Genomic DNA, 24,182 nt, shown 5'->3' on the forward strand with positions numbered 1-24,182 from the left:
GATTTTATTTCTCCACTGTATAACCTTTTAGTTTTGCAAAGCCCACGATCGATGTGTTGATGGCATTTCCCAAATCATCTTGTTTCTTGGTTTTTTTAGTTTCGGCATCAATAAACTGCTGACGTTTTTTGCCCAATTCGCCAATTTCTTTCTGGATTGTAGCTCTCTCTTTCGTTTTTTGCTCGACAATTGTTTTGATCTCGGCTTCAGATTTATTCTGAAGTTCTTTTGGTAATTCTTCTTTTTTAATTTTAGAAATAGCCGTTTTGTCCTCTTTGACTTTGTCGACCAAATCCCAGCTTTCATTTTTATAAACCGCTTTTGATTTGCTCACCGCACGTTCAGCATAATTTGAGGCCGAAACTTTTTGTGCATTTTTATCCTGCGCTTCCTGATTCATTTTTTTAGCAGAACCTTTGGCCCCATAACTAATGTAGGTGTTGTTGATTTTTTCATTGCACTTTGTAATTTCATCATCATAAGGTGTGGCAATGTATCGTACAGATTCATTAGAATCAATATTAAAATATTTCCCTTTTCCGTAATCTGCACCATTTTTCCATAGTTCGCGTATGCCTTGAGTTTTATCTCCGCAATAAATAGTATTCACATAAATGCCATTTTTTAAAGCATCGCTAATAGCTTCTTTATAATTAATCCCGCCCTGATTGAATTCTTCATTTCCGGAAATATAAATCAGCTTCATATTGTTGTTGTCTTTCGCCCATTTCAATTTTTTGGTAGCGTCCTGAATAACAGCTCCGCAATATTCACTGCCTCCATTTGTACTTAGGGCAAACAGTTTTTCAGAAATCAAATCCAGATCTGTCGAAAGAGGCGCTATTTGTCTTATGTAATTCGATTTTTGAGATAATCCGTCATTTCCATATTCATATAATGCGATTTCGATATCAGGTGTTTTTCCGTCATATTTTAAAGTGGTCAGCGTATTTACAATGTTCCAAAGCCTGGATTTTGCCTGGTCTATCAAACCATCCATACTGCCCGAGGTGTCCAGTAAAAGCGCTACCTGTATCTTGGTGTTTTCTGTTACTACTGGTTTTTCGATTACAGTATTCTTTTTAGAATTTGCATTCGAAGAAGTAAAACTTACCAAAGAGATTGTAGTGACCAAAAGTGCTGAGATAAATAGATTTGATTTCATGATTTCGAGTTTTTAATTGTTGATTACAGATCAAATTTAAAAACTTAAAGACCTCATTTTTTACAGAAAGGGTGAAACGGTATTTTGACTTGGTGAAATGATGCTGTGCAATTAGTTTTTGTTTCGTTGTATTGATATTCAGGTTTTTTAAATCACCGTTTGGAGTCACCAGAATAAATTCTTTGTCTGTTTTTAAAACCGGTTTCTTTTCTCTGTTAATCGCAATTTTAATTTCATATTGTATTTGAATAACAGGTTCTAAAACAGTTGAATTAATTACAAAATCAAAATCTTTATTAAGTATCGGCTGGCAATAAAGTGTAACCGATTTGTTGATTTGATTAATGTTTGCCTTTTTTAAGTTTAAAGAAGAACTATTGTAGGCTTCATACGATTTATACATTTCTACGGGTACGTTTATAATGAAATCATCAGTGATTTTTTTCTCAGCATTTGTAAATGTTTCTCCCAGCAATTCCTGATAGTTTTTTAATTTTTCCTGAATAAGAAGTTTTGCTTTGTTTGTCATTTCTTTTTTGAGGGTTTCTAATGCATTCGAGAAATAATCAACCCGTACCAAATCGTATATTTCATAATTGGATAAAATCGAAATAAATTCATTAAGCTGAGCAGGATCAGCGAATTTTATATGAATGTTTTTCTTGAGTTCAAATCCTGCGGGAACTTCATTATAAGTCTTTCGATTAAACACTTTTTTCTCTGTTTCGTATTGGTAAACCGGAACAAAAGAAATCATGTCGACAAAAGTTTCAACTCCTTTTTTAACTTTAATTTCGTTTAATGACTGCGTAATTCTTTGGTCCATTAATTCATTCACTTCCTTAGTTGTTTTGCCGGTTTGAGTAATGCTGAAAATTGCCGTATAGGCGTCTGCCTTAACATTTGCAAGCCCTTTTACACTTACAATAATATCGGTATTTGAAGGGAAATTTATATCAATCGTATTGTTGTTATAAGATTGCTGATGTTGATAATTGATATTTCCGGAAGCCTGTGCCATTATAAAGGAAGAAAATAGTGTTGTTAAGAATGTAAAGAATAGTTTTTTCATGATTATAGTTTTTAAATTGATAATCAAATGTATTGATCGAAAAAACGTATTTTTGGAAGAATGGGTCAACGGGTCTTTTGACTTGGTGAAAAATATAGGATAGGAATTTGAAATTAAGTTACTTTACATTTTCAAAACAACTTATTTGTGAAACGTCATTGGTTAATTATTTTTAGTATGCTTTATGCAGTGCTATTGTTTCCGCAACAAACAATAGCGCAGGAAATTCCTGTGCCTAAAGCCGAAAAAAGCAAGCAGGTCAAAATCAGTAAGGCGGCAGAAGATTTATCTGTTTCATTGGATGAAAATAATGAATCGAAAATTGCCGTGAATTATGAAAAATTGGCCAACGAATTTTTGAATAATGGTGATAATGCCAAAGCCGAGGAATATTTTAAGAGGGCATTAAACAGTTACACCAAATTAAAAAGGACTGAAGATAAAATCCGTGTAACGCGTAGTTTGGCCAAAGTACAGGAAAGTCAAAAAAACTTTAACTCGGCCATTAAAAATTACGAAGTTGCAGGTGCATTAGCAAAAGATGTTTCTGAAGAAAAGATCAACTTAAACGATGCCAACCGACTTAAAAATCAGTCAAATCCTGCCAGTCAGACCAATTATGTAGATTCTAATATTGAATTGCTGAAAAAGGAAAAGAAAAGTCAGGAAGTTACAGAAGCATATGTTCAGAAAGCTCAAAATTCATTAGACCTAAAAGATAAAAGTGTTGCAATAGAAAGCTATAAAAATGCACTCGTTTACGCAAAAGACAAACCGGAATCTGTAATTAAAATTAAGAATGAAATTGCCAATGTTTACGCCTCAGACAATCAGTTTGAAAAAGCAATTGGAATCAATCAAAAACTATTGGCAGAAGCCGTAACCAAACAAGACTTTAATACTCAGATCAAGCAATTGCAATCGCTGGCAACACTTTATTTTAAAAAAGAAGAACCAAAGAAAGCTTTAGTTTCATTGAAAGAAGCGTATGATTTAGCGTCTAAAAAAGGAAATTCGGCGGAAGCCAAAAATACTTTATCAGCCCTTGCAAAATATTATAAATCTAACGGGAATGAAAAAGAGAGTATGGCTCTTTATGAGCAATTCTTTCAAAATTTTGATGAGTTAATTCATTCTGATACGACTTTGATTAATGCAAAAACTTTTCAGGTTACAGAAGGTAAAATACGTCAGCTTGAAAAAGAAAAATCATTAAAAGATGAATTAATTACCAAGAAAAATACCTTCAATTATTTTCTTTTAGGATCAATTTTATTGCTTTTGCTCTTGTTCGCCTTTATTGTAAAAGCTTTGTATGCTATAAAAATCAAGAACAAAGAAATCGCTTTGCAATCGTTACGACGCGAGATGAATCCGCATTTTATTTTTAATAGTCTGAATAGTGTCAACCAGTTTATTTCTGAAAACAAAGAACTGGAAGCCAATAAATACCTGACTTCGTATTCGAACCTGATGCGGGATATGATGGAAAATTCGAACAAAGATTTTATTTCGCTGGATAAAGAAGTCGAGCAATTAAAAAAATACCTGGATCTGGAACATTTGCGTTTTCAGGATAAGTTTGATTTTGAAATTACTGTTGATGAAAAGCTGGATGCCGAGAGTGTTTTTGTACCCAATATGATTATTCAGCCTCATTTAGAAAATGCAATTTGGCACGGTTTACGTTATCTCGACAAAAAAGGTTTTCTACAGCTTCAATTTCAGTTTGTTGATGGTAAAGTTGTCGTAATTATTGATGATAACGGAATTGGTTTAGCCAAAAGCAAGGAACTGAAAACAAGCAACCAGAAAGTACATGAATCGCGTGGCCTTAATAATACCAATGAACGAATTGGGTTGCTGAATGAATTGTATAAAAAGAATATTACTTTTGAAATTAAAGAGAAAGCTTTGCCGGAATCCGGAACAATTGTTCAGATTGTTTTTCCATTAATTGATAAAATATGATGACATTTCAGAAGATAAAAAGTGTAATTGTCGAGGATGAATTGGCGGCGCGCGAAGTACTCAAAAATTATTTGAGTAAATATTGTCCGCAGGTTGAAGTTGTAGGTGAGGCGCAGAATATAAAAGAAGCTGTCCCTTTGCTGCATGAAATTCAGCCTCAATTGGTTTTTCTTGATGTCGAAATGCCTTTTGGGAACGCTTTTGATGTTCTTGAAGCGTGTAAAGATCTGCAATTCGAAACTATATTTGCCACAGCATTTTCTGAATATTCGCTAAAAGCATTAAACCAAAGTGCGGCCTATTATTTGCTAAAACCCATTAGTATCGAAGAATTGATTGTTGCGGTAAATAAAGTGCAGCATCAAATTATGAATCATGAGATTTTTAACAGAAATAAAATTATCGTTGAGAACTTTCATGAATCAAAACCAGAGAAACAACAGGTAATCTTACCAACGCTGGAAGGTTTTGAAGTGGTAAAAATGGAAGAAATAGTTCGCTTGCGCGGAAATGGAAATTTCACTGATTTGTATTTGAATAATGGAAACAAGAAAATGGTTTGCCGGTTTTTGAAACACTTTTCAGAAATTTTGCCTTTGCCTTTTATCCGGGTTCATAAATCTCATATCATTAATATGAATTGTGTGAAATCATACAATAAAGGCGGAATTGTAACGCTAAACGACGGAGCCGAAATCGAAGTGTCGCCTACTTATAAAGAAGATTTTCTAAAGAACTTTAAGTAGTTTTCTAACCGCAAAGTTCGCAAGGTTTTACGCAGAGTTCGCAAAGGTTTTTATTTCACAACTTAAAGAAATCTTAGCGCGCCTTGCGTAAAACCTTGCGGTTAAACAAATATTATAAGTCAAATTCTTCTTCTATCGACAGCGAATCGTTTTTAACCGCAGTTGAGTCAGGAGCTTTTATCCGTATTAAAGAACGTGCATTACCGGAAATATAAACCGGCAGCTGGCCTATTGTATCTTCAGGAACTAAAAGACCGCGACGAAACATTAAATTTTTTAAAAACTTCTGATTTTGCACAGCAAAGTCTTTCAGATTTCCCTGATCATTAAACTGATACATGAATTTTCTTGGCTTCGGAATAATAGTCGCCAGGTACAAACATTCATCTACATTTAAAGCCGATGGACTTTTTTGGAAATAGAAATGACTTGCTTCGCCAATTCCGTATACATTTGGTCCCCATTCGATGATGTTGAAATAGACTTCCAGCATTCTTTCTTTACTAACAACACGATTGTTCTCCAAAATATAAACCAATAGAATTTCTTCCAGTTTACGCGAAAGTGTTTTTTCTCTGGTTAAGAAAACATTTTTAATCAATTGCATACTAATAGTACTAGCACCGCGAGAGAATTTTTTGGTTCTGATATTCTTTAAAATAGATTGCTTGAAAGCTTCATTAATGAATCCGCGATGGGAGAAGAAAGAAGGATCTTCGGTCGTCAGGACACATTTTCTTAAATAAGGCGAAATCTGATCTAAAGGTGTATAATTAGGATTTGCATTTCCAACTAAAACCGGTCTTTGCAAAACATTCTGAATAATGGCGCGATAGACAAATTCACCGTTTAATTTGTTGAGATCGGCTTCACCATATTTGGTGATTTTTAGATCTTCTTTATTGAGTTTACTATCAAAAACTAAAGTATTCGGTTTGTTTTTATTGAATTTGAAATCCAGTTTGTAGTCGAAATTTCCCGTAGCTTCCATTCCCTGAAAGTGTGTAAACAATCCATCAGGCAATGAAACGATAAAATCCTGCGCTTTCATTTTTGGGATATCCACTTTCAACGTATAAATGGTATCTTTTTCGGTGCTGTAAGAAATATAAGGTTTCACTTTTATCTTGTTCAGTTGCATGGTCGAAGTGCTGTCGATCGAAATAAAATCATCTCCTAATAAAAAGCGATAATCAAAACGCGCATTTTTTATCACAACGTCTTTACTGGCAATTTTTGGGTGGTTGATTTTTAAATTGGCGATAGAAGTGTAACCTTCGATATGCAATTCGCTGCCGTCTTTTTCTATATTCTGAACATTTAATCGGATAGAATCGAAACTTGCTTTTAAATTATAACGTTCGTCTAAATACGGAACACGAATTGCTCCGGTATCAAGATTGAAAAAACGAATATCGGCTTTTTTATTTCTTGGATCAGTAAATCCTTTTATGTTCCAGCGCTGATCAAAATCTTTGCTTTGAACATGAAGATTGGTTTCGAGTTGTTTGTTGTCTAAAACGAGTTTATTTACTGCGACAGAGGTTTTTTTGCCATTATCATCAATTCTGAAATTCAGGTTTTCCAACTTCATATCTGTCGGAACCAGATTCAGTAATTTTGAAATAATGCGATAGGCAAAAGTGGCGTATTTTCTTTTTTCGTTTTTATCAGTGTCGGCTTTGTCTTTCTTTAAGAAAGCATCAAAATTGCGGACATTTCCTTTTTTTACTAATTGAATATAACCGTTGTTTACTTTTAAAGTTCCAATTTGTACATCACCAATTAGTAAATTAGATAAACTGATACTGGTTTCAATTTTTTCAATGTTACAAAGTGTATCGGCATTTTTAGGAACCAGAACAACATTGGTTAATTTAATACCATTTAAACCATCAAACGTAGCCGATTTTACAGAAAATGTACTGTTGTATTCGGTATTCATCTTAGTTTTTACTTTGGCGATAGCTTGTTTTAAAAGCGAATCACGAAAAAAGTAAAAGCCTAAAAAAAGCACTACCAATACTAATGCAAGTATTATAAGTGCCTTGTATATTTTTTGTTTTGGGAATTTCATAAATGGAGATTGGTATTCGAAATTTTTCGCTTTTCAAAGCTAGTGTAAATTTAAATTTAAATTTATCTGCTTATAAAGTTTTCCTTATAAATTTTCTATAATGTTCTAAAGGTTTGATTTTGTTGTTATTATGTTTTGTGTTTTTCTAGATAATAGAAGGAATTTATGGTTTAGCGTCAAAATTGAGAGAAGCCGTAAAGTTTTACAATTTACACAATATATATTTGCTTCATTAATAATATTAAAATCAAACCAATGAAAATCTTAAAAAAAATTATGTTTTTGTCTTTTGCTATTTGTGCAATGGTGTTGTCGTCATGCAGTAGTAATGATTCTGATGATGAAGGAACTCCGGAAAATCAAGAGGAATTTATCAAATTCACATACAATGGGAAAGTATACAATTTTGAGCCTGGCCTTATGTCGTCGTTAAACATGAATATTATGGGAAGTACGGGAATTGATGACACATACAAAAAAATTTCATTATGGACGCCTTTGAATGTTACCAAGGGAAGCCATGAGATCGTATATGATTTATCAAATATGGAGACTACTTATCAAGCGTCTTTTAGTTTTATGCCTGCAATAAAGAATGCTAATGCTAAATCTGGAAAAATAAATATTACCGCTGTTGATGATAAAAAAATTGAAGGCACATTTACTTTTTCGGGAACTTCAGGAGAACAGACATTTACTGTTACAGAAGGTAGCTTTAGAGTTTTAAGATAGTAGAAGTTGTTTTATAAAAAAATCTCGCTCATGTACATTCGTTAAATTGATGTTCGTGAGCGAGATTTTTTTTTAAAAATAGAATGTTGCGGTTTTATCCAAAAAGAATGCCCGCCACATCTTCAATTTTTGCTACAAGTTCAATCTTGATTCCGGTATTCTTTAAGGCAATTTTGTTGTACTTAGAGACAAAAATAGTGGTGAAACCTAATTTTTCGGCTTCCTGAATTCTTTGATCCACACGATTTACAGGACGAATTTCGCCCGAAAGTCCCACTTCGCCGGCAAAACAAAAGCCTTTTGTTACCGGAATATCTTCGTTTGATGATAAAATAGCAGCAACAACCGCAAGGTCAATTGCTGGATCATCAACAGAAATTCCGCCCGTTACATTCAGGAAAACGTCTTTTGCGCCTAAGCGAAATCCGGCTCTTTTTTCTAGAACCGCTAAAATCATGTTTAGTCTTTTGGCATTATAACCTGTTGTGCTTCGTTGTGGAGTTCCGTAAACTGCGGTACTTACCAGCGATTGTATTTCGATCATCAACGGTCGCATGCCTTCCATGGTAGTAGCAATCGCCGTTCCGGACATTTCTTCGTCTTTGTGCGAGATTAATATTTCTGATGGATTGCTGACTTCGCGTAAACCACTTCCTAACATTTCGTAAATTCCCAATTCGGCAGTAGAACCAAAACGGTTTTTTAGCGAACGTAAAATTCGATACACGTGATTTCGATCGCCTTCAAATTGTAAAACGGTATCGACCATATGCTCGAGGATTTTTGGTCCGGCAATGTTTCCGTCTTTTGTAATATGCCCGATTAAAATAACCGGAATATTGGTTTCTTTGGCAAACTTGATCAATTCGGCAGTAGTTTCTCTAATCTGAGAAATACTTCCGGCAGTCGATTCAATATAATCTGTATGCAAAGTCTGAATCGAGTCGATAATGACAATTTCAGGCTGAATAGCTTCAATTTGTTTGAAGATATTCTGCGTTTTGGTTTCTGTCAGGATATAGCAATTGTCACTATTTGGCGTGATTCTTTCAGCACGCATTTTTATTTGCTTCTGACTTTCCTCGCCCGAAACATATAAAGTTTTATAAGGTAATTTTAATGATATCTGAAGTAAAAGTGTACTTTTCCCAATTCCGGGTTCACCGCCCAAAAGTGTCAAAGATCCCGGAACAATTCCGCCACCCAAAACGCGGTTCAATTCGCCATCAGTAGTATCCATACGGATTTCCTGAGTCGAGTCGATCTCATTAATTTTTAAAGGGCGGGGAGCTTTTCCACTTGGTGTTGGTTCGCTTTTCCAGGCTACTTTTTCCTGCTTTTGAATGATTTCTTCAGCAATAGTATTCCATTCTTTGCAGGCATTGCATTGTCCTTGCCATTTGGCATATTGGGTACCGCAATTCTGGCAAAAAAAGGAAGTTTTAACTTTAGACATTATTTACTGGTTTTTTCAAGTGTTTTCATCTGGTCGATTTTCTCGTACATCAAATCTTTGTTTAAATCTCCAATTGGCTCCATTTGTGAAGCATTTTGATATTTTTTTGAAGCTCTTTTAGGATCTCCCATTTTTTCATACATCAAACCTAACTCGTATTCTCCTAACATGGCTTTTGGGTAATTTACATTTCCAATTTCGGCCATTTTACCTAATTCATCATAAGCATTCTTTTTCAGGATCAGGGTTTCTATAACTTTAAAGTCGCTCATTCTTACCGGAATCTGAACTCCTAAAACTTTAGACATTACGTTGTATTTGTTTTCCAGATAATCAGCATAACCTGTTTCAAGAACAGCAATTTTATTATTGTATTCCGCAGAATTGATTGGTCGGTATACTTCAAATATTTGGTATAATGCACTTGGAATAGCGTGCAAGACCTCAGTATAATGTGTTGTACCTTTAAACAAGTCGTACTTATAATTTACTAATGGATTATTAGCTATTTTAATATTGCTGTCTAATTTTTCTATCGGTTCTTTGATTTTTTTATTATCTCCGTCTGCGGCAGATACATAATAAAATAAAGGCTCTGTTATTTTAGAAAATTTCTCCGGTATTCTAACTTCCATTTTATTAGCCAGTTCAGGGCTAAAAGAAATGTACGCATTAAAAAGAGGTTTTTCTTTATACAAGTAGAAGTTGATAAAACTTGCCGTTACATCATGACCGGCAATAATTCTAAAAGGTGATGTGCGGTATTTTTTTTCGACATAAGGCACTAATTCGGCACCAATGAATTCAAAAAATTCGGCTCCTTTTTCAAAAGGAAGTCCAGTATTTTGATCCACTGTTGTGTCGTCTTCACGTTCGTCATTTTTATTTTGATGAACGCCAATAATAATTACTTCGGGTAAATCTCCCCAATAGGCACCATAACTTAAAGCTCCGGAGAAAGGATCAAATAAATAATCGCCATCTAACAGGTATAAAACAGGATATTTTTTTTCGGGATTGGCCTCGTAGGATTCTGGAAGTCCAATGGTTATTCTTCTTTCTACACCAAGTTTTTCAGATTTGATGTTGTCGAATGTTTTCTGCGAAAAAACAGAAAAAGAAATTAAGGTAAGCAGTAAGTAAACTTTTTTCATGATTTGGGCATTTCAGTGAATTAAAAAGTATTGAAATAGTGTAGCAATATAATACTTTATTTGCTTTTTTGTTACTGTAGGAATTTAAAATAAAGCAATGAACTTGTGGGCTTAAATCTTTTTGATTTAAGCAAAAGAAATCTTGTTTGTTCAAAAATAATTTTGACAAACAGTGGTATTATTAAGGCGTAAAAGGAAAACTTAAGTTAGCGAATTATCGTTTTCATTAGGGAAAATGATCCATGGTTTGAAGGCTTTAGCCTCTTCAAATTCCAGGGTTGCATAGGATATAATGATAATGATGTCGTCTTTTTGAACTTTTCTTGCGGCAGGTCCGTTAAGGGTGATTTCGCCCGAATTTTTCTCTCCTTTTATAGCGTAAGTTTCAAAGCGTTCGCCATTATTAATATTTACAATAGATACTTTTTCACCTTCAATAATGTTTGAGGCTTCCAGTAAAGTTTCATCAATAGTAATACTGCCAATATAATTTAAATCAGCTCCAGTTACTTTTACTCGATGAATTTTAGATTTTATAACTTGAATTTGCATGATGCAAAGGTAAATTAATTTAATGAAATGGTGTCAATCAACCTTATAGAATTAACAAATACCGCTATAAATGCACGGTAATTTTTGTCTTTACTTTTATGATCGATAGGTAATAATGTAGATTCGTCAGCAATTACAAAATATTCAAGGTCAAAACGCTCATTGTCTTTGAAGGAATTTTCGACAAATTGAATCGTTTCTTCGGGAGTTCCGTTTTGAAATATTTCTTTTGCTTCGGTTAAGACTTTATATATAATAGAAGCTTCTTTTCTTTCTTCGGGAGTTAAACGTTCATTGCGTGAACTCATGGCCAATTGATTATCTTCTCTAAAAATTGGACAACCCACAACATTTACAGGTAAGTGGTTTTTTTCGACCATTTTTTTGACAATCTGCAACTGCTGAAAATCTTTTTCTCCAAAATAAGCATTGGTTGGCATTACAATTTCGAACAAACGTTTTACGATGGTTCCAACACCGTTAAAATGTCCGGGCCTGAACTTGCCTTCCATTTGATTTTCCAGTCCGTCAAAGTCAAAAGACTGTGATATTGTATGTCCTTCGTAAATGTCATCTACAGTTGGAGCGTAAAGAATTATTTTGTCACTTAAATTGCGCATTTTTTTTACGTCTTCTTCAAGTGTTCTTGGATATTTTTCGAGATCTTCGGGATTGTTAAATTGCGTTGGATTGACGAAAATACTTACAACCGTATCGTCGTTTTCTTTGATTGATCTTTGCATTAACGCCAGATGACCTTGGTGTAAAGCGCCCATTGTTGGTACAAATCCGATGGTTGAATTTGTGGTTTTGATAGTTTTTAAATAAGCTATCAAAGCTACTTTACCGTAGAAAATATGCATGGCAGTATTATTAAAATTTAGTGCAAACATAATATATTAGTTATAAACTGCATAAATTTTTGTAATTTTGCAACGTTTTTATTACCAAAAATTAAGTAAAATACTATTATGAAAGATAAGAGGATATTATATGTATCATCTGAAGTCGTGCCTTATTTGGCTGAAAATGAGGTTTCTTTAATGTCTTATGACGTTCCAAAAATGATCAATGATCAAGGAGGTCAGATAAGAATTTTCATGCCAAGATATGGAAATATCAACGAAAGAAGACACCAGTTACATGAAGTTATTAGACTTTCAGGAATGAATTTGGTAGTGAATGACTTAGATATGCCATTGATTATCAAGGTGGCTTCGATTCCAAAAGAGAGAATTCAGGTTTATTTTATTGATAACGATGAATATTTTAAACGTAAAGCAACCTTTGCTGACGAAGAAGGAGTTTTGTATCCGGATAACGACGAAAGAGCAATATTTTTTGCTAAAGGAGTTGTCGAAACGGTGAAAAAACTAAATTGGGTTCCGGATATCATTCACGTGCACGGTTGGCTGGCTGCAATGCTGCCAATTTATATGAAGCACTATTATAAAAATGAGGCTTTGTTTTCTGAAACTAAAATTGTCACTTCTGTTTACGGGCAGTCTTTTGATGAAAACCTGGATTTAGAAATGATAAATAAGGTGAAATTTGATGGTGTGCCTCATGAGGCGATCTCTGATTTAGAAACGCCAAACTACGAAAATGTCTTAAAGGCTAGTATATTACACTCTGATGCTGTAATTATAGCATCTCAAAACGTATCCCCAAGTTTAACAAAATTTATAGAATCTTCAGGAAAACCTTTTTTACCTTTCGCCACGAAAGATGCATTCGCTGAAGCGTATACAAATTTCTATAAAACAATGGGTCTTTAAATTTTAACATTATTATTAAACATGTATAATACTTCTTTTATTAAGAAAATTCTATTAGTAGCAACTGTTGTCCTTTTATATTCTTGTGATAAAGATTTTAATGAAATCGGTGAGGGTTTAATCGGAGACGATCATTTTGGTCTGGAACATACAGAATATGATGTTTTAGCTTATAATCAGGAAGTAACTCCAGTTCAGTCAAACGGATTGACACTTAATGGTTTGGGTATTTATGACAACGCGGTTTTTGGAACAACTACAGCCAATTTTGTAAGCCAAGTCGCTTTAGAAACCAATGCGCCAACTATTGGTGAATCACCTGTAATAGAAAGTGTAGTGCTTAGTGTTCCTTATTTTAGCCATGTAACCGGAGCAGATTCTAATGGGGGTAATCTATACGCGTTAGATTCTATTTATGGAGATAAAGCAAATGGTAAACTTAAACTGAGTGTTTACGAGTCTGATGTCCAAATGCGTTCTTCTTATATAGATGGCGGTTCTCAATTTGCTCAATTGTATTATACGAATCAGGATCCTGATTTTTTTGCAAATCTAGTTCCAAAATCAGCACCTAAGCTTTTAAATGATGATCCTGATAAGAAGCAAAATGTGGCATTCTTTTTTAGTAATCTTCAACAGAAAAAAGATTCAACAGTAGTAGATGCTAATGCTGCTGTGAAAAAGTATACTTATACTTATACTGCTCCGGAGATGCGCTTAAAACTAAATAAACAGTTTTTTCAGGATAAAATTCTTAACGCCCCGGCATCAAAGCTTTCTTCTACAACTGTTTTTCAGGAGTATTTTAGAGGGGTGTATTTTAAAGTAGAAAAATCTGCGGACAGTCCAACGACGAATCTGGCATTATTAAATTTTTTCAAACAGGGTGATAATGCTAAAATCACGATCAGGTATAAGGCAAAAACGGCTATAACTACAGATCCTGTGGATACAATGGAAGACAAAACATTGGTTATTAATTTGTCAGGAGCTGCTGCCAACTTGTATAATGATGTTAAAGATCCTGCTTATGCTGCTGCTATAGCAAATAGAAATGACCAAACTGGAGACGAACGTCTTTATTTAAGAGGAGGGCAGGGTTCGCTTGCTGTAATTGAATTATTTGGTAAAACTGATATAATGGGTTATGATGATCAGGGGAATGTTGTAAATACTCCTAATGGTGTGTCAGATCAATTAGATGAAATCCGATATAATGTTAAGTATAAAAAATGGCTGGCCAATGAGGCTAATTTAGTTTTCTCTATTGATGCAGCTAAAATGACAGGAGTTTGGGAGCCAAAAAGAATTTACTTGTATGATTTGGTAAATAATATACCCCTTGTAGATTTTAGTACAGACGGATCTACAGATGGGACTAATAATAAAATCGTATATAGTGGTATAATTAATTTAGATGCTACTACAAAGAGAGGTACAACGTACAAAATTAGATTAACGAGCCATGTTCGTAATTTAATAAAAGATGCGGCTGTAAAAAATGTGAAATTAGGTTTGGTAGTAACAAGTGATATAAACACAATAACTTCAGGTAAATTAAAAAATAGAATTTTAATTGATCCGGCTAATCCAAATGACTATTTTTCAGAAGTACCAAGAGCTTCAATTATGAGTCCGTTAGGAACAGTATTGTTTGGAGGAAATATTCCTTCAACAGATGCTAACTATGCGAAAAGACTTCAATTGCAAGTGTACTACACGAAACCAAATTAATAAATAATATATGTGTGGAATTGTTGGATATATCGGTCATAGAGATGCCTATCCTATTGTTATAAAAGGGTTAAAGCGTCTTGAGTACAGAGGATATGATAGTGCGGGTGTCATGTTATATGATGCTGAAACAGGTATAAAAGTTTGTAAAACAAAAGGTAAAGTTTTAGATCTTGAAGCTAAAGCAAAAGAAGGTTTTACTACAAACGGAACTATAGGGATAGGGCATACGCGTTGGGCAACACATGGAGTGCCAAATGATGTAAACTCGCATCCTCATCTTTCTAATTCAGGTGAGTTGGTCATTATTCATAATGGAATCATTGAGAATTATGCACCGCTTAAAGAAGAATTAATCAAAAGAGGATATACTTTTAAATCTGATACAGATACTGAAGTTTTAGTCAATTTGATTGAAGAAGTTCAGAAGAAAGAAGGAATAAAGTTGGGTAAAGCAGTTCAGATTGCTTTAAATCAGGTGGTAGGGGCTTATGCAATTGCTGTTTTTGATAAAAAAAATCCAAACGAAATAGTGGCTGCAAGATTAGGTAGTCCGTTAGCGATTGGTGTTGGAGAAGGAGAATATTTTATTGCTTCTGATGCTTCGCCTTTTATCGAATATACTTCGAATGCAATTTATCTTGAAGATGGTGAAATGGCAAACATTAGATTGCATAAGCCTCTTAAAGTTAGGAAAATTAAAGACGACTCTTTAGTAGATCCTTATATTCAGGAGCTTCAAATGAATTTGGAGCAAATAGAAAAAGGAGGTTATGATCATTTCATGCTTAAAGAAATCTACGAGCAGCCAAGTGTTATAAAAGATACCTACAGAGGAAGACTTCATGCAAATAAAGGAATTGTTCAAATGGCTGGTGTTGAAGATAATTTGGAGAAATTTCTTAATGCCGACAGAATAATTATCGTGGCTTGTGGTACTTCATGGCACGCAGGTTTAGTCGCGGAATATATCTTTGAGGAATTTACACGTATTCCTGTTGAAGTAGAATATGCTTCTGAATTTAGATACAGAAACCCTATTATAAACAAAAACGACGTTGTTATTGCAATCTCTCAATCGGGAGAAACGGCTGATACAATGGCGGCTATTAAATTAGCTAAAGAAAATGGTGCTTTTGTATTTGGAGTTTGTAATGTGGTGGGTTCTTCTATTTCGAGAGAAAGTCATGCCGGTGCTTATACGCATGCAGGACCTGAAATTGGAGTAGCGTCAACTAAAGCGTTTACAACTCAAATTACGGTTTTAACTATGATCGCATTGCGATTAGGTAAAGCTAAAGGAACTTTATCAAACACTGATTTCCATACATACTTACAAGAATTAGAAATAATCCCTGAAAAAGTAGCGGAGGCATTAGAAACAAACGACAGAGCAAAAGAGATTGCTGCAGCTTTTAAAGATGCTCCAAACTGTTTGTACTTAGGTCGTGGATATAACTTCCCTGTTGCATTAGAAGGTGCTTTAAAGCTTAAAGAGATCTCGTACATTCATGCAGAAGGTTATCCTGCTGCAGAGATGAAACACGGTCCGATTGCTTTGATCGATGAGCATATGCCGGTTATTGTGATTGCACCTAAACAAGGTCACTACGATAAAATTGTAAGTAATATTCAGGAAATTAAATCAAGAAGCGGTAAAATCATCGCTGTAGTAACTAAAGGTGATACTCAGGTTCGTGAGTTAGCAGATTATGTTATTGAGATTCCTGAAACTTCAGATGCTCTATCTCCATTGATTACAACAATACCTTTACAGTTGCTGTCTTACTATATAGCAGTAATGAGAGGTTGTAATGTAGATCAGCCACGTAACTTAGCAAAATCAGTTACTGTAGAGTAATTCGATTAAAATATTTATATGTTAAAAAAAGCGAGATTTAGGTCTCGCTTTTTTTTATTGCCATATATTTTTTCTTTATGCTTAATTTTTATTAAATCCTTATTTTTTTAATTAAAAATAATATGTATGCATAGTATTTTGTGTTTATTAAGTTTGATTTTTGATTTTAATTGAAGAAATGCAATTGTTAAATAGTTAAAATTGTAACGAAATTTATATAGAATATTTATTTTTTTTAACATTTTTTTATTAATATCAAAAATATTTGTATTTTGGCTATATAAACTAACCAAAAACAAATCCAAATGAGAGTGTATTTGCTAATTATGTTGTTTTTCAGCGGAATATCCTTTGCGCAGAATACAATTACTGGTTCTGTTACTGATAGTAACAAACAATCTATTCCTGGTGCTAATATTAATTTAGTAGGAAGTTCTACCGGAACGTCTACTGATTTTGATGGCTCTTTTAAATTGAATACTTCTGCTAAACTTCCTTTTGTGATCAAAGTTTCGGCAGTGGGATTTGAAAGTAAAACAATTAATGTTACTTCGGTAAACCAAAAAATCAATGTGATTTTAAAAGACGAAGAAACAAAATTAGATGAAATTGTTGTTTCGGCTTCAAGAACTCCGGAACGTGTCATTGAATCGCCGGTTACTATTGAAAGAATGGGGCTTCAGGAAATTAAAAATACAACAGCACCTACTTTTTATGATGGTTTAGAAAATTTAAAAGAAGTGAACTTTAATACCAGTAGTATTTCTTTTAAATCGATAAATACGCGTGGTTTTGCTACAGTGGCAAATACACGTTTTATGCAGTTAGTCGACGGGATGGATAATTCCTCTCCAGCCTTGAACTTTGTATTAGGGAACCTAATTGGTATTTCTGATATTGATGTAGCCAGTGTCGAACTTTTGCCTGGAGCGTCTTCTGCATTATATGGAGCGAATGCTTTTAACGGTATTATGTTTATGAGCAGTAAAAGCCCTTTTACTAATGAAGGGATAAGCGTTTATTATAAATACGGACAAACAAGTCAGGATGCTGCCGGAACAAATGATTACAATGATTTTGGAATCAGGGCAGCAAAAGCATTTACCAAACATTTTGCATTAAAAGCGAACTTCACTTATATGGAAGCTTCTGAATGGATTGCGGCAGATACGAGAAGTATGACTGGCGGTTCTGTAGGGCATGCTAATAATTCAAATTATGATGGGTTAAATATATATGGTGATGAGATTACAACCTTTATCCCAAATGTTGGGCAGGTGAGTAGAACAGGATATCGTGAGCAGGATTTGACTGATAATAAAGTTAAAAGTATGAAGGCTGACTTTAGTGCTCATATTAAGCCTTGGGCAGATGATACTGAAATTATTTTGCAATATAAAATTGGTACAGGTAGCACAATTTATCAGGGAGCAAACAGATATGCTTTGAAAGATTTCTTAATGCAGCAGGGTAAATTTGAAATAAAAGGTAAAAACTTTTTTGGAAGGGTTTATTTTACAAGTGAAGATGCGGGAAATTCTTATGATATGAGATTTGCCGGCTGGAATGTTAACAGACTTGCAAAATCAGATAAAAACTGGTTTACAGATTACGGAACAGCATATCAATTGTCATCTGCCGTACTTGGTCTTAACGCAACTGATGCATCTAATTATGCAAGGAATTTTGCTGACTATAATGTCTCGCCAAATTTACCATTGGTGCCAAATATTGATCCGCTTAATCCAAGTGCCCCAAGATCGGCCAGATTTGAGCCAGGTTCTGCACAATTCAATAATGCTTTAGCGACAGTTATTTCTAATCCTGATTTAACTCAGGGGGCTAAATTTATTGATCATTCTAAATTATATCATTCAGATGTAAATTATAATTTGAGAGATGTTATCAAATTTGCCGAAATTCAGGTGGGAGGTTCATGGAGAAAATATATCATGGATTCAGAAGGAACAATCTTTACAGATTACGATGGTCCTATCGAATATAAAGAATATGGGGCTTATGCTCAATTGCAAAAAAAATGGCTGGACGACAGATTGAAATTTACAGGATCTATTCGTTATGACAAAAGTCAGAATTTTGATGGTAATGTTTCGCCAAGAGTCTCTTTTGTGTATTCTGCAGGAGAATCAAAAAGACATAATTTCAGAGCGTCTTATCAAACAGGTTTCCGTAATCCAACCACTCAGGATCAATATATTGGTTTAGATTTAGGGCCATTTGCATTAGTGGGTTCTGCGCCAGACAATTTAGATCGTTTTCAGGAAACGCAGCCTGTAAGTCTTGCTGGTCAGGCTATACCGGGAGCAGGTATAGGGCCAACGGTTAATTTATCCGGGCGTAGCGCTTATGAAAATTCATATACATTGACTTCTGTTCAGGCATTTGCAGCTTCTGCAAATCCTGCTGATCTTAAGGTTGCAAACCCAAGCTTGGTAAAACCGGAACAAGTACATGCTTTTGAAGTAGGATACCGCACAGTGGTGCAAAATGATTTATCGATTGATATCAATGCGTACTACAATATTTATAATGACTTTATGAATACTTCAAGAGTAATTACTCCTTATTATGGAACAGTAGGAACTAATTCTGCAGATCCTGGTGTTCAGTTGGGTTATGCTGCTTTGGCTTTTGGAGACAGAAGAGTGTATCAAATTTATACTAATACTACTGCTCAAATCACATCATTTGGTGTTGGAGTCGGTTTGTCTAAAAAAGTATATAAAGATTTTGAATTGGGCGTTAATTATAATTATTCTCAATTTGATTTTGATCAAACAGAAGATCCAAGTTTTGTGGCAGGATTTAATACGCCAAAACATAGAATCAAAGGTTCTTTTGGAAATGCTAAAGTGACTAAAAACTTAGGCTTTAATGTTAATGCAAGATGGAATACAGAATATTTATGGCAATCTTCTTTTGGAGATGGTATGATTCCGGAAAATACAGTTCTTGATGCTCAGATTAATTATGGTATTCCAAAATTGAAATCTGTTATTAAACTTGGAGCAACAAATCTTTTTGGAAAAGATTATCTTCAGGTGGTTGGTGCAGGTATGATTGGTCAGATGTGGTTTGCTTCATGGGTGATTAATCCTTAAATGAAAATGATTTGATCGAAATATTTTTCTTTCTTTTTATGATTTACTAAACAAGGAAGAGCTAATAATTTAAAAGTTAACAACATGAAAAAAAATATAAAATGGCTATTACTGGTTTCTTTAATCGTTGTAGCATGTAATAATGATGATAGTAATGATGAGCCTGCAGAAGTACCTGTTGTGCCGGGAACGGCAGTTTTTACTAAATATGTAGCACTTGGAGATTCTTTTGCTGCAGGTTACAGTGATGGAGCGTTGTTTGCAAAAGGGCAGAGTAACGCCTATACTAATATATTATCGCAACAATTTGCGGCCGCTGGCGGAGGTGCTTTTACAACTCCTTACATGCTGGATAATATTGGTGGATTTTCTTCTGGAGGTGTGCAAATTCCTAAATTTCCAACAAGGTTTATTTTTGAGCCCGTTACAAGAACTCCTGTAAATGTTCCCGGAGTTTCCGGAACAGCGATAACGGCACGTTTAACTGGCTCTTTCAATAACATGGGTGTTCCTGGGGCGAAAAGTTTTCATTTGTTAGCGCCTGGATATGGAAATCTTGCTGGTGTTTTTACGACTCCGGCTACCGCAAATCCATATTTTGCACGTTTTTCTTCTTCGTCTACTACAAGTATTCTGGCTGATGCCATGGCTCAGGCTCCTACCTTCTTCTCTTTGTTTATAGGTGGTAATGATGTTTTAGGTTATGCGACAAATGGGGGTGTGCCTACTTCTCAGGATCCGGTTTTAGGAGATGATATTACACCAACTGCAACTTTTAATTTTGCCTACAATACACTTGTTAGTACTTTAACTTCAAATGGTGCAAAAGGAGTAGTGGCTAATTTACCATACATTACAACATTGCCACACTTTACAACAGTGCCTTACAATCCGCTTACGGCAAAATCAATTGGGAAGGATAATGAAGCTGTTGGATTGGCTACTATTAAATTGCTGAATGCACAATTATATGGTCCGCTAAAAGCAGCCTTAACAGCTTTTGGCGCGGGTGATAGAATTAATTTGCTATCTGAAACTTCTGCGAGCCCGGTATTAATAAAAGATGAAACATTGCCGAATCTGGCTGCTAAGTTGGCGGCAGCATTTACGCCAACATTAGGAGCGCAGACAGCGGCTTTCTACGGAGCGATCTTTGGACAAGCCAGACAAGCCAAGTCTACAGATTTGTTACTGCTAACGACGAGAGCTGCTATTGGTGCGGCGCCAACGGCTGTTGATTCCGGTGTAGGAATTGCTCCTCCTTATCCATTAAATGCATTTGGAATTTCATTTCCATTACAAGATAAACATGTGTTGATTCCGACTGAAATTGAAGAGATTAGAGTAGCTACAGACGCTTATAATGTAATAATTGCAGCCGCTGCAGAAGCGAAAGGACTGGCTTTTGTGGATACAAAAGGTGTAATGACAAAGTTGTCCAGCGGAGGAATTCGTTTTGGAAATTTCACAATGACTTCTTCGTATGCAGTTGGAGGAGCCTTTTCGCTTGATGGTGTGCATCCTAGTCCAAGAGGTTATGGTTTGATTGCTAATATTTTTATTGATGCCATCAATGCAAAATATGGTTCGACTTTGCGTCATGTAGATTTGGGGACATATCCAATTCAATATCCATTAACGATTCAATAGTTTTAATTTTTTTTAGTATAAAAGCCACTCATTTTGAACATGTAGTGGCTTTTTTTTATTATGTTAAAAAATGCCATTTTAGATATTTGAAGTCTTAGATTTATGAATCAAACAAAATCGTAGTATTTTTTATAAAAAAAATATTGATTTTATATTTTAAAAAATTATCTTTGCGCTTTGAAAAAAGAGGTATTTTCGATAAACCTAAATAGCTATTTAATAAATACATAAGTAATGTCAAAAGTAATAGGAAAAGTTGCTCAAATCATTGGACCAGTAGTTGACGTAGTTTTCAACGGTAAGGATGTTGAACTTCCAAAAATTTATGATTCACTAGAAATCACTAAAAAAGACGGAACATTGTTAGTTCTAGAAGTACAATCTCACATCGGTGAAAACACTGTGCGTACCATTTCTATGGACTCTACAGACGGTTTGTCAAGAGGATATGAAGTAGTTGGAACTGGAAATCCAATCCAAATGCCAATCGGTCCAGATGTATATGGAAGATTATTCAATGTAATTGGAGATGCAATTGATGGTTTAGGAAACTTGCCAAAAACAGGAGAAAACGGTTTGTCTATTCACAGACAAGCTCCTAAATTTGAAGATTTATCAACTTCATCAGAAGTTTTATTCACAGGTATTAAAGTAATCGATTTGATCGAGCCTTATGCAAAAGGAGGTAAAATTGGATTGTTTGGTGGTGCAGGTGTTGGTAAAACTGTATTGATTCAGGAGTTGATCAACAATATTGCAAAAGGTCACGGTGGACTTTCTGTATTCGCAGGAGTAGGAGAAAGAACACGTGAAGGAAATGACTTACTTCGTGAGATGTTGGAGTCAGGAATTATTAAATACGGTGATGATTTCATGCACTCTATGGAAAATGGAGGATGGGATTTATCTAAAGTAGATATGCCAGGAATGAGAGAGTCTAAAGCTACTTTCGTTTTCGGACAAATGAATGAGCCTCCTGGAGCTCGTGCACGTGTGGCACTTTCAGGATTATCTATCGCTGAGTATTTCCGTGATGGAGCTGGAACTGATCAAGGTAAAGACGTATTGTTTTTCGTTGATAACATCTTCCGTTTTACACAAGCAGGTTCTGAGGTATCAGCACTTTTAGGACGTATGCCTTCTGCAGTAGGATACCAACCAACTTTGGCAACAGAGATGGGGGCGATGCAAGAGCGTATTACATCTACAAACAAAGGATCTATTACATCTGTACAAGCGGTTTATGTTCCTGCGGATGACTTAACTGACCCGGCACCGGCAACAACGTTTGCTCACTTAGATGCTACAACTGTATTGTCTCGTAAAATTGCTGAGCTAGGTATTTATCCAGCGGTTGACCCGTTAGATTCTACTTCAAGAATTTTGACTCCTCAAATCTTAGGAAATGAGCATTATGACTGTGCACAAAGAGTAAAAGAGATTCTTCAAAAATACAAACAATTGCAAGATATTATTGCGATCCTTGGTATGGAAGAGTTATCTGAAGAAGATAAATTATCAGTATCAAGAGCACGTCGTGTTCAGCGTTTCTTGTCTCAACCTTTCCACGTAGCGGAGCAATTTACAGGTATTCCTGGAGTTTTGGTTGATATTAAAGATACTATCAAAGGATTTAACATGATTATCGACGGTGAGTTAGATCATCTTCCAGAAGCAGCTTTCAACTTGAAAGGTTCTATCCAGGATGCTATCGAAGCTGGAGAAAAAATGTTGGCTGAAGCATAATCTAGTTTTCAGTATTCTGTCACAGTATTCAGTACTGAGACTGTTAACTGAGACTGTAAACTAAAAAAAGATGATTTTAGAAATAGTATCACCAGAGGCAAAATTATTTTCGGGAGAAGTAACATCTGTTACATTACCTGGAGTTGATGGAAGCTTTCAAATATTGAATAATCACGCTCCTATTGTTTCTATTCTGGAAAAAGGAACTGTAAAAATTGCAGCGCCAAGTTTTAATTTTTCTAAAGAAGTAGCAGGTAAATTTACGAGAGTAAACGACCAGACTTATACATTAGAGATTGAATCAGGGACAATCGAGATGAAAGACAATAAAGTAATTGTTTTAGTTGACTAAGACAATCTCAAAATAATTGAAAAAAAGCCAGACAGTGATGTCTGGCTTTTTTTATGCGCTTTTGTAATGGGAATGTGAGTTTGGAAAAATGTTCCCTCTTTAGTTAATTTTTTATCATTCTTTAATATTTTAAAAAAATGATTAATTGTAAATGTCAGAAAATTAACAAAATAGACTAAAACAGCATAAAAAATGTGTAAGTATTTTTTCATATACCTAATATATTTGTAAGTATATTAACACTTAAACATTTTATTATGAAAAAAGCTTTTTTAGGAATGCTAGTAATAGCATTAGGTTTTGGAACAATGTCATTAAGTACAAGTTCTAACGATGTTGCTAATTCTTCAATAAAAGATCAGCAGGGAGTTCAAGTTGTAAATGTTGTATTTAGTACAACTTATACGGCGCCTTGGTTAGGGATTTGTTGTGAGTCGCCACTTAGTGCGGCTGAGCGAGATCTTATTAAACGTGGACTTCCGCCTACTAATTACATTATTTTAAGTACTACAAGTAATACTGTAACTTATAAAGTCAATTAATTTACCTCAGTAGAGATAAAGCATTATTAACAGTAACACTTAAACAATTTATTATGAAAAAAGTTTTTTTAGGAATACTGGTAATAGTATTAGGTTTTGGAACAATATCGTTCACTACAAGTTCTAATGATATTGCTAAACCTTCAGTTGACAATCAAAACCAAGTTCAGGTAAATGCTGCATTTGGTGCTACGTATACAATTCCGTGGAATAGCTGTTGCGAGTCGCCGCTTATTCCTATCGAACGTGATATTGTTCAGCGTGGATTACCAATTGGTACATACTACACCATCAAAAGTACCACAGTTAATTCTGTGACCTATACAATTTTTTAGTGCAAATAGAAATTTATAATAAATAGTGTTTTTTTGGGTAATAATCCATTATCTAAGAACAAACAATTGCGGAATAAAAGAAAAAGTCATTCATTAGTTGAATGACTTTTTTGTTTTATATTTGGACTATTAGAATC

19 protein-coding genes are annotated in these 24,182 nt (G+C 34.6%); 12 read left to right on the top strand and 7 right to left on the bottom strand.

Annotated features, from left to right (window positions below):
* Positions 1–4 precede the first annotated feature (4 nt).
* Together GIY83_RS20675 and GIY83_RS20680 are read right to left on the bottom strand one after the other, a co-directional pair.
* The gene (locus tag GIY83_RS20675) at positions 5–1,165 is read right to left on the bottom strand and encodes a VWA domain-containing protein (protein WP_208683222.1); all 1,161 of its coding nucleotides are present in this window, start codon (positions 1,163–1,165) and stop codon (positions 5–7) included.
* Positions 1,083–2,237: an SIMPL domain-containing protein gene (locus GIY83_RS20680; protein WP_208683223.1), complete on the bottom strand. Its 1,155-nt coding sequence runs from the start codon at positions 2,235–2,237 to the stop codon at positions 1,083–1,085. The genes GIY83_RS20675 and GIY83_RS20680 overlap by 83 nt, the downstream gene beginning before the upstream one ends.
* A gap of 147 nt (positions 2,238–2,384) precedes the next feature.
* Here GIY83_RS20680 and GIY83_RS20685 point away from each other — a divergent pair, with 147 nt between their 5' ends.
* Positions 2,385–4,208 (top strand): histidine kinase, encoded by a 1,824-nt coding sequence (locus tag GIY83_RS20685; protein ID WP_194617934.1) that lies wholly within the window; start codon positions 2,385–2,387, stop codon positions 4,206–4,208.
* Positions 4,205–4,954 carry a LytTR family DNA-binding domain-containing protein gene (locus GIY83_RS20690; RefSeq protein WP_194617933.1) on the top strand — a complete coding sequence of 250 codons (750 nt, stop codon included), beginning with the start codon at positions 4,205–4,207 and terminating at the stop codon, positions 4,952–4,954. Before GIY83_RS20685 ends, GIY83_RS20690 begins: the two co-directional genes overlap by 4 nt.
* A gap of 112 nt (positions 4,955–5,066) precedes the next feature.
* On the opposite strand, the gene GIY83_RS20695 is transcribed toward GIY83_RS20690, so the two are convergent.
* Positions 5,067–7,031, bottom strand: a complete 1,965-nt coding sequence (locus GIY83_RS20695) for a transglycosylase domain-containing protein (protein WP_194617932.1) — start codon at positions 7,029–7,031, stop codon at positions 5,067–5,069.
* A gap of 276 nt (positions 7,032–7,307) precedes the next feature.
* Between GIY83_RS20695 and GIY83_RS20700 the strand changes: the two genes are divergently transcribed.
* Positions 7,308–7,763, top strand: a complete 456-nt coding sequence (locus GIY83_RS20700; protein ID WP_229029146.1) for a DUF6252 family protein — start codon at positions 7,308–7,310, stop codon at positions 7,761–7,763.
* 94 nt (positions 7,764–7,857) lie between these two features.
* Here GIY83_RS20700 and radA read toward each other — a convergent pair whose 3' ends face one another.
* The 4 genes from radA to panC form a co-directional block, all read right to left on the bottom strand.
* Positions 7,858–9,219 carry a DNA repair protein RadA gene (gene radA / locus GIY83_RS20705; protein WP_194617930.1) on the bottom strand — a complete coding sequence of 454 codons (1,362 nt, stop codon included), beginning with the start codon at positions 9,217–9,219 and terminating at the stop codon, positions 7,858–7,860.
* Positions 9,219–10,373: an alpha/beta hydrolase gene (locus GIY83_RS20710; protein ID WP_194617929.1), complete on the bottom strand. Its 1,155-nt coding sequence runs from the start codon at positions 10,371–10,373 to the stop codon at positions 9,219–9,221. Before GIY83_RS20710 ends, radA begins: the two co-directional genes overlap by 1 nt.
* 201 nt (positions 10,374–10,574) lie before the next feature.
* Complete coding sequence (gene panD, locus GIY83_RS20715) at positions 10,575–10,925, bottom strand: aspartate 1-decarboxylase (RefSeq protein WP_194617928.1); 351 nt, start codon at positions 10,923–10,925, stop codon at positions 10,575–10,577.
* 14 nt (positions 10,926–10,939) lie between these two features.
* Positions 10,940–11,818 carry a pantoate--beta-alanine ligase gene (gene panC / locus GIY83_RS20720; RefSeq protein WP_194617927.1) on the bottom strand — a complete coding sequence of 293 codons (879 nt, stop codon included), beginning with the start codon at positions 11,816–11,818 and terminating at the stop codon, positions 10,940–10,942.
* Between the two features lie 78 nt (positions 11,819–11,896).
* On the opposite strand from panC, the gene GIY83_RS20725 reads away from it, so the two are divergent.
* From GIY83_RS20725 to GIY83_RS20765, 9 genes are all read left to right on the top strand, one after another.
* Positions 11,897–12,703, top strand: a complete 807-nt coding sequence (locus GIY83_RS20725; RefSeq protein ID WP_194617926.1) for a glycogen/starch synthase — start codon at positions 11,897–11,899, stop codon at positions 12,701–12,703.
* Between the two features lie 21 nt (positions 12,704–12,724).
* Positions 12,725–14,437: a DUF4270 domain-containing protein gene (locus GIY83_RS20730; protein WP_194617925.1), complete on the top strand. Its 1,713-nt coding sequence runs from the start codon at positions 12,725–12,727 to the stop codon at positions 14,435–14,437.
* 10 nt (positions 14,438–14,447) lie between these two features.
* The gene (gene glmS / locus GIY83_RS20735) at positions 14,448–16,298 is read left to right on the top strand and encodes a glutamine--fructose-6-phosphate transaminase (isomerizing) (RefSeq protein ID WP_194617924.1); all 1,851 of its coding nucleotides are present in this window, start codon (positions 14,448–14,450) and stop codon (positions 16,296–16,298) included.
* A gap of 305 nt (positions 16,299–16,603) precedes the next feature.
* On the top strand, positions 16,604–19,420 hold the full coding sequence (locus GIY83_RS20740) for a TonB-dependent receptor domain-containing protein (RefSeq protein ID WP_208683226.1): 2,817 nt from the start codon (positions 16,604–16,606) through the stop codon (positions 19,418–19,420).
* Positions 19,421–19,504: 84 nt separating this feature from the next.
* Complete coding sequence (locus GIY83_RS20745) at positions 19,505–21,070, top strand: G-D-S-L family lipolytic protein (protein WP_208683228.1); 1,566 nt, start codon at positions 19,505–19,507, stop codon at positions 21,068–21,070.
* Positions 21,071–21,304: 234 nt separating this feature from the next.
* Positions 21,305–22,816, top strand: a complete 1,512-nt coding sequence (gene atpD, locus GIY83_RS20750) for a F0F1 ATP synthase subunit beta (protein WP_047777068.1) — start codon at positions 21,305–21,307, stop codon at positions 22,814–22,816.
* A 70-nt stretch (positions 22,817–22,886) separates the two neighbouring features.
* Complete coding sequence (locus GIY83_RS20755; RefSeq protein WP_173969375.1) at positions 22,887–23,168, top strand: F0F1 ATP synthase subunit epsilon; 282 nt, start codon at positions 22,887–22,889, stop codon at positions 23,166–23,168.
* 257 nt (positions 23,169–23,425) lie between these two features.
* Entirely contained in the window at positions 23,426–23,710 is a 285-nt protein-coding gene (locus GIY83_RS20760; RefSeq protein ID WP_208683230.1) for a hypothetical protein, read from the top strand.
* A gap of 53 nt (positions 23,711–23,763) precedes the next feature.
* The gene (locus tag GIY83_RS20765; protein WP_194617920.1) at positions 23,764–24,045 is read left to right on the top strand and encodes a hypothetical protein; all 282 of its coding nucleotides are present in this window, start codon (positions 23,764–23,766) and stop codon (positions 24,043–24,045) included.
* Positions 24,046–24,182: the final 137 nt, after the last annotated feature.

The sequence above is a fragment of the Flavobacterium sp. SLB02 genome (assembly GCF_009664855.1).
Classification (GTDB): Bacteria; Bacteroidota; Bacteroidia; order Flavobacteriales; family Flavobacteriaceae; genus Flavobacterium.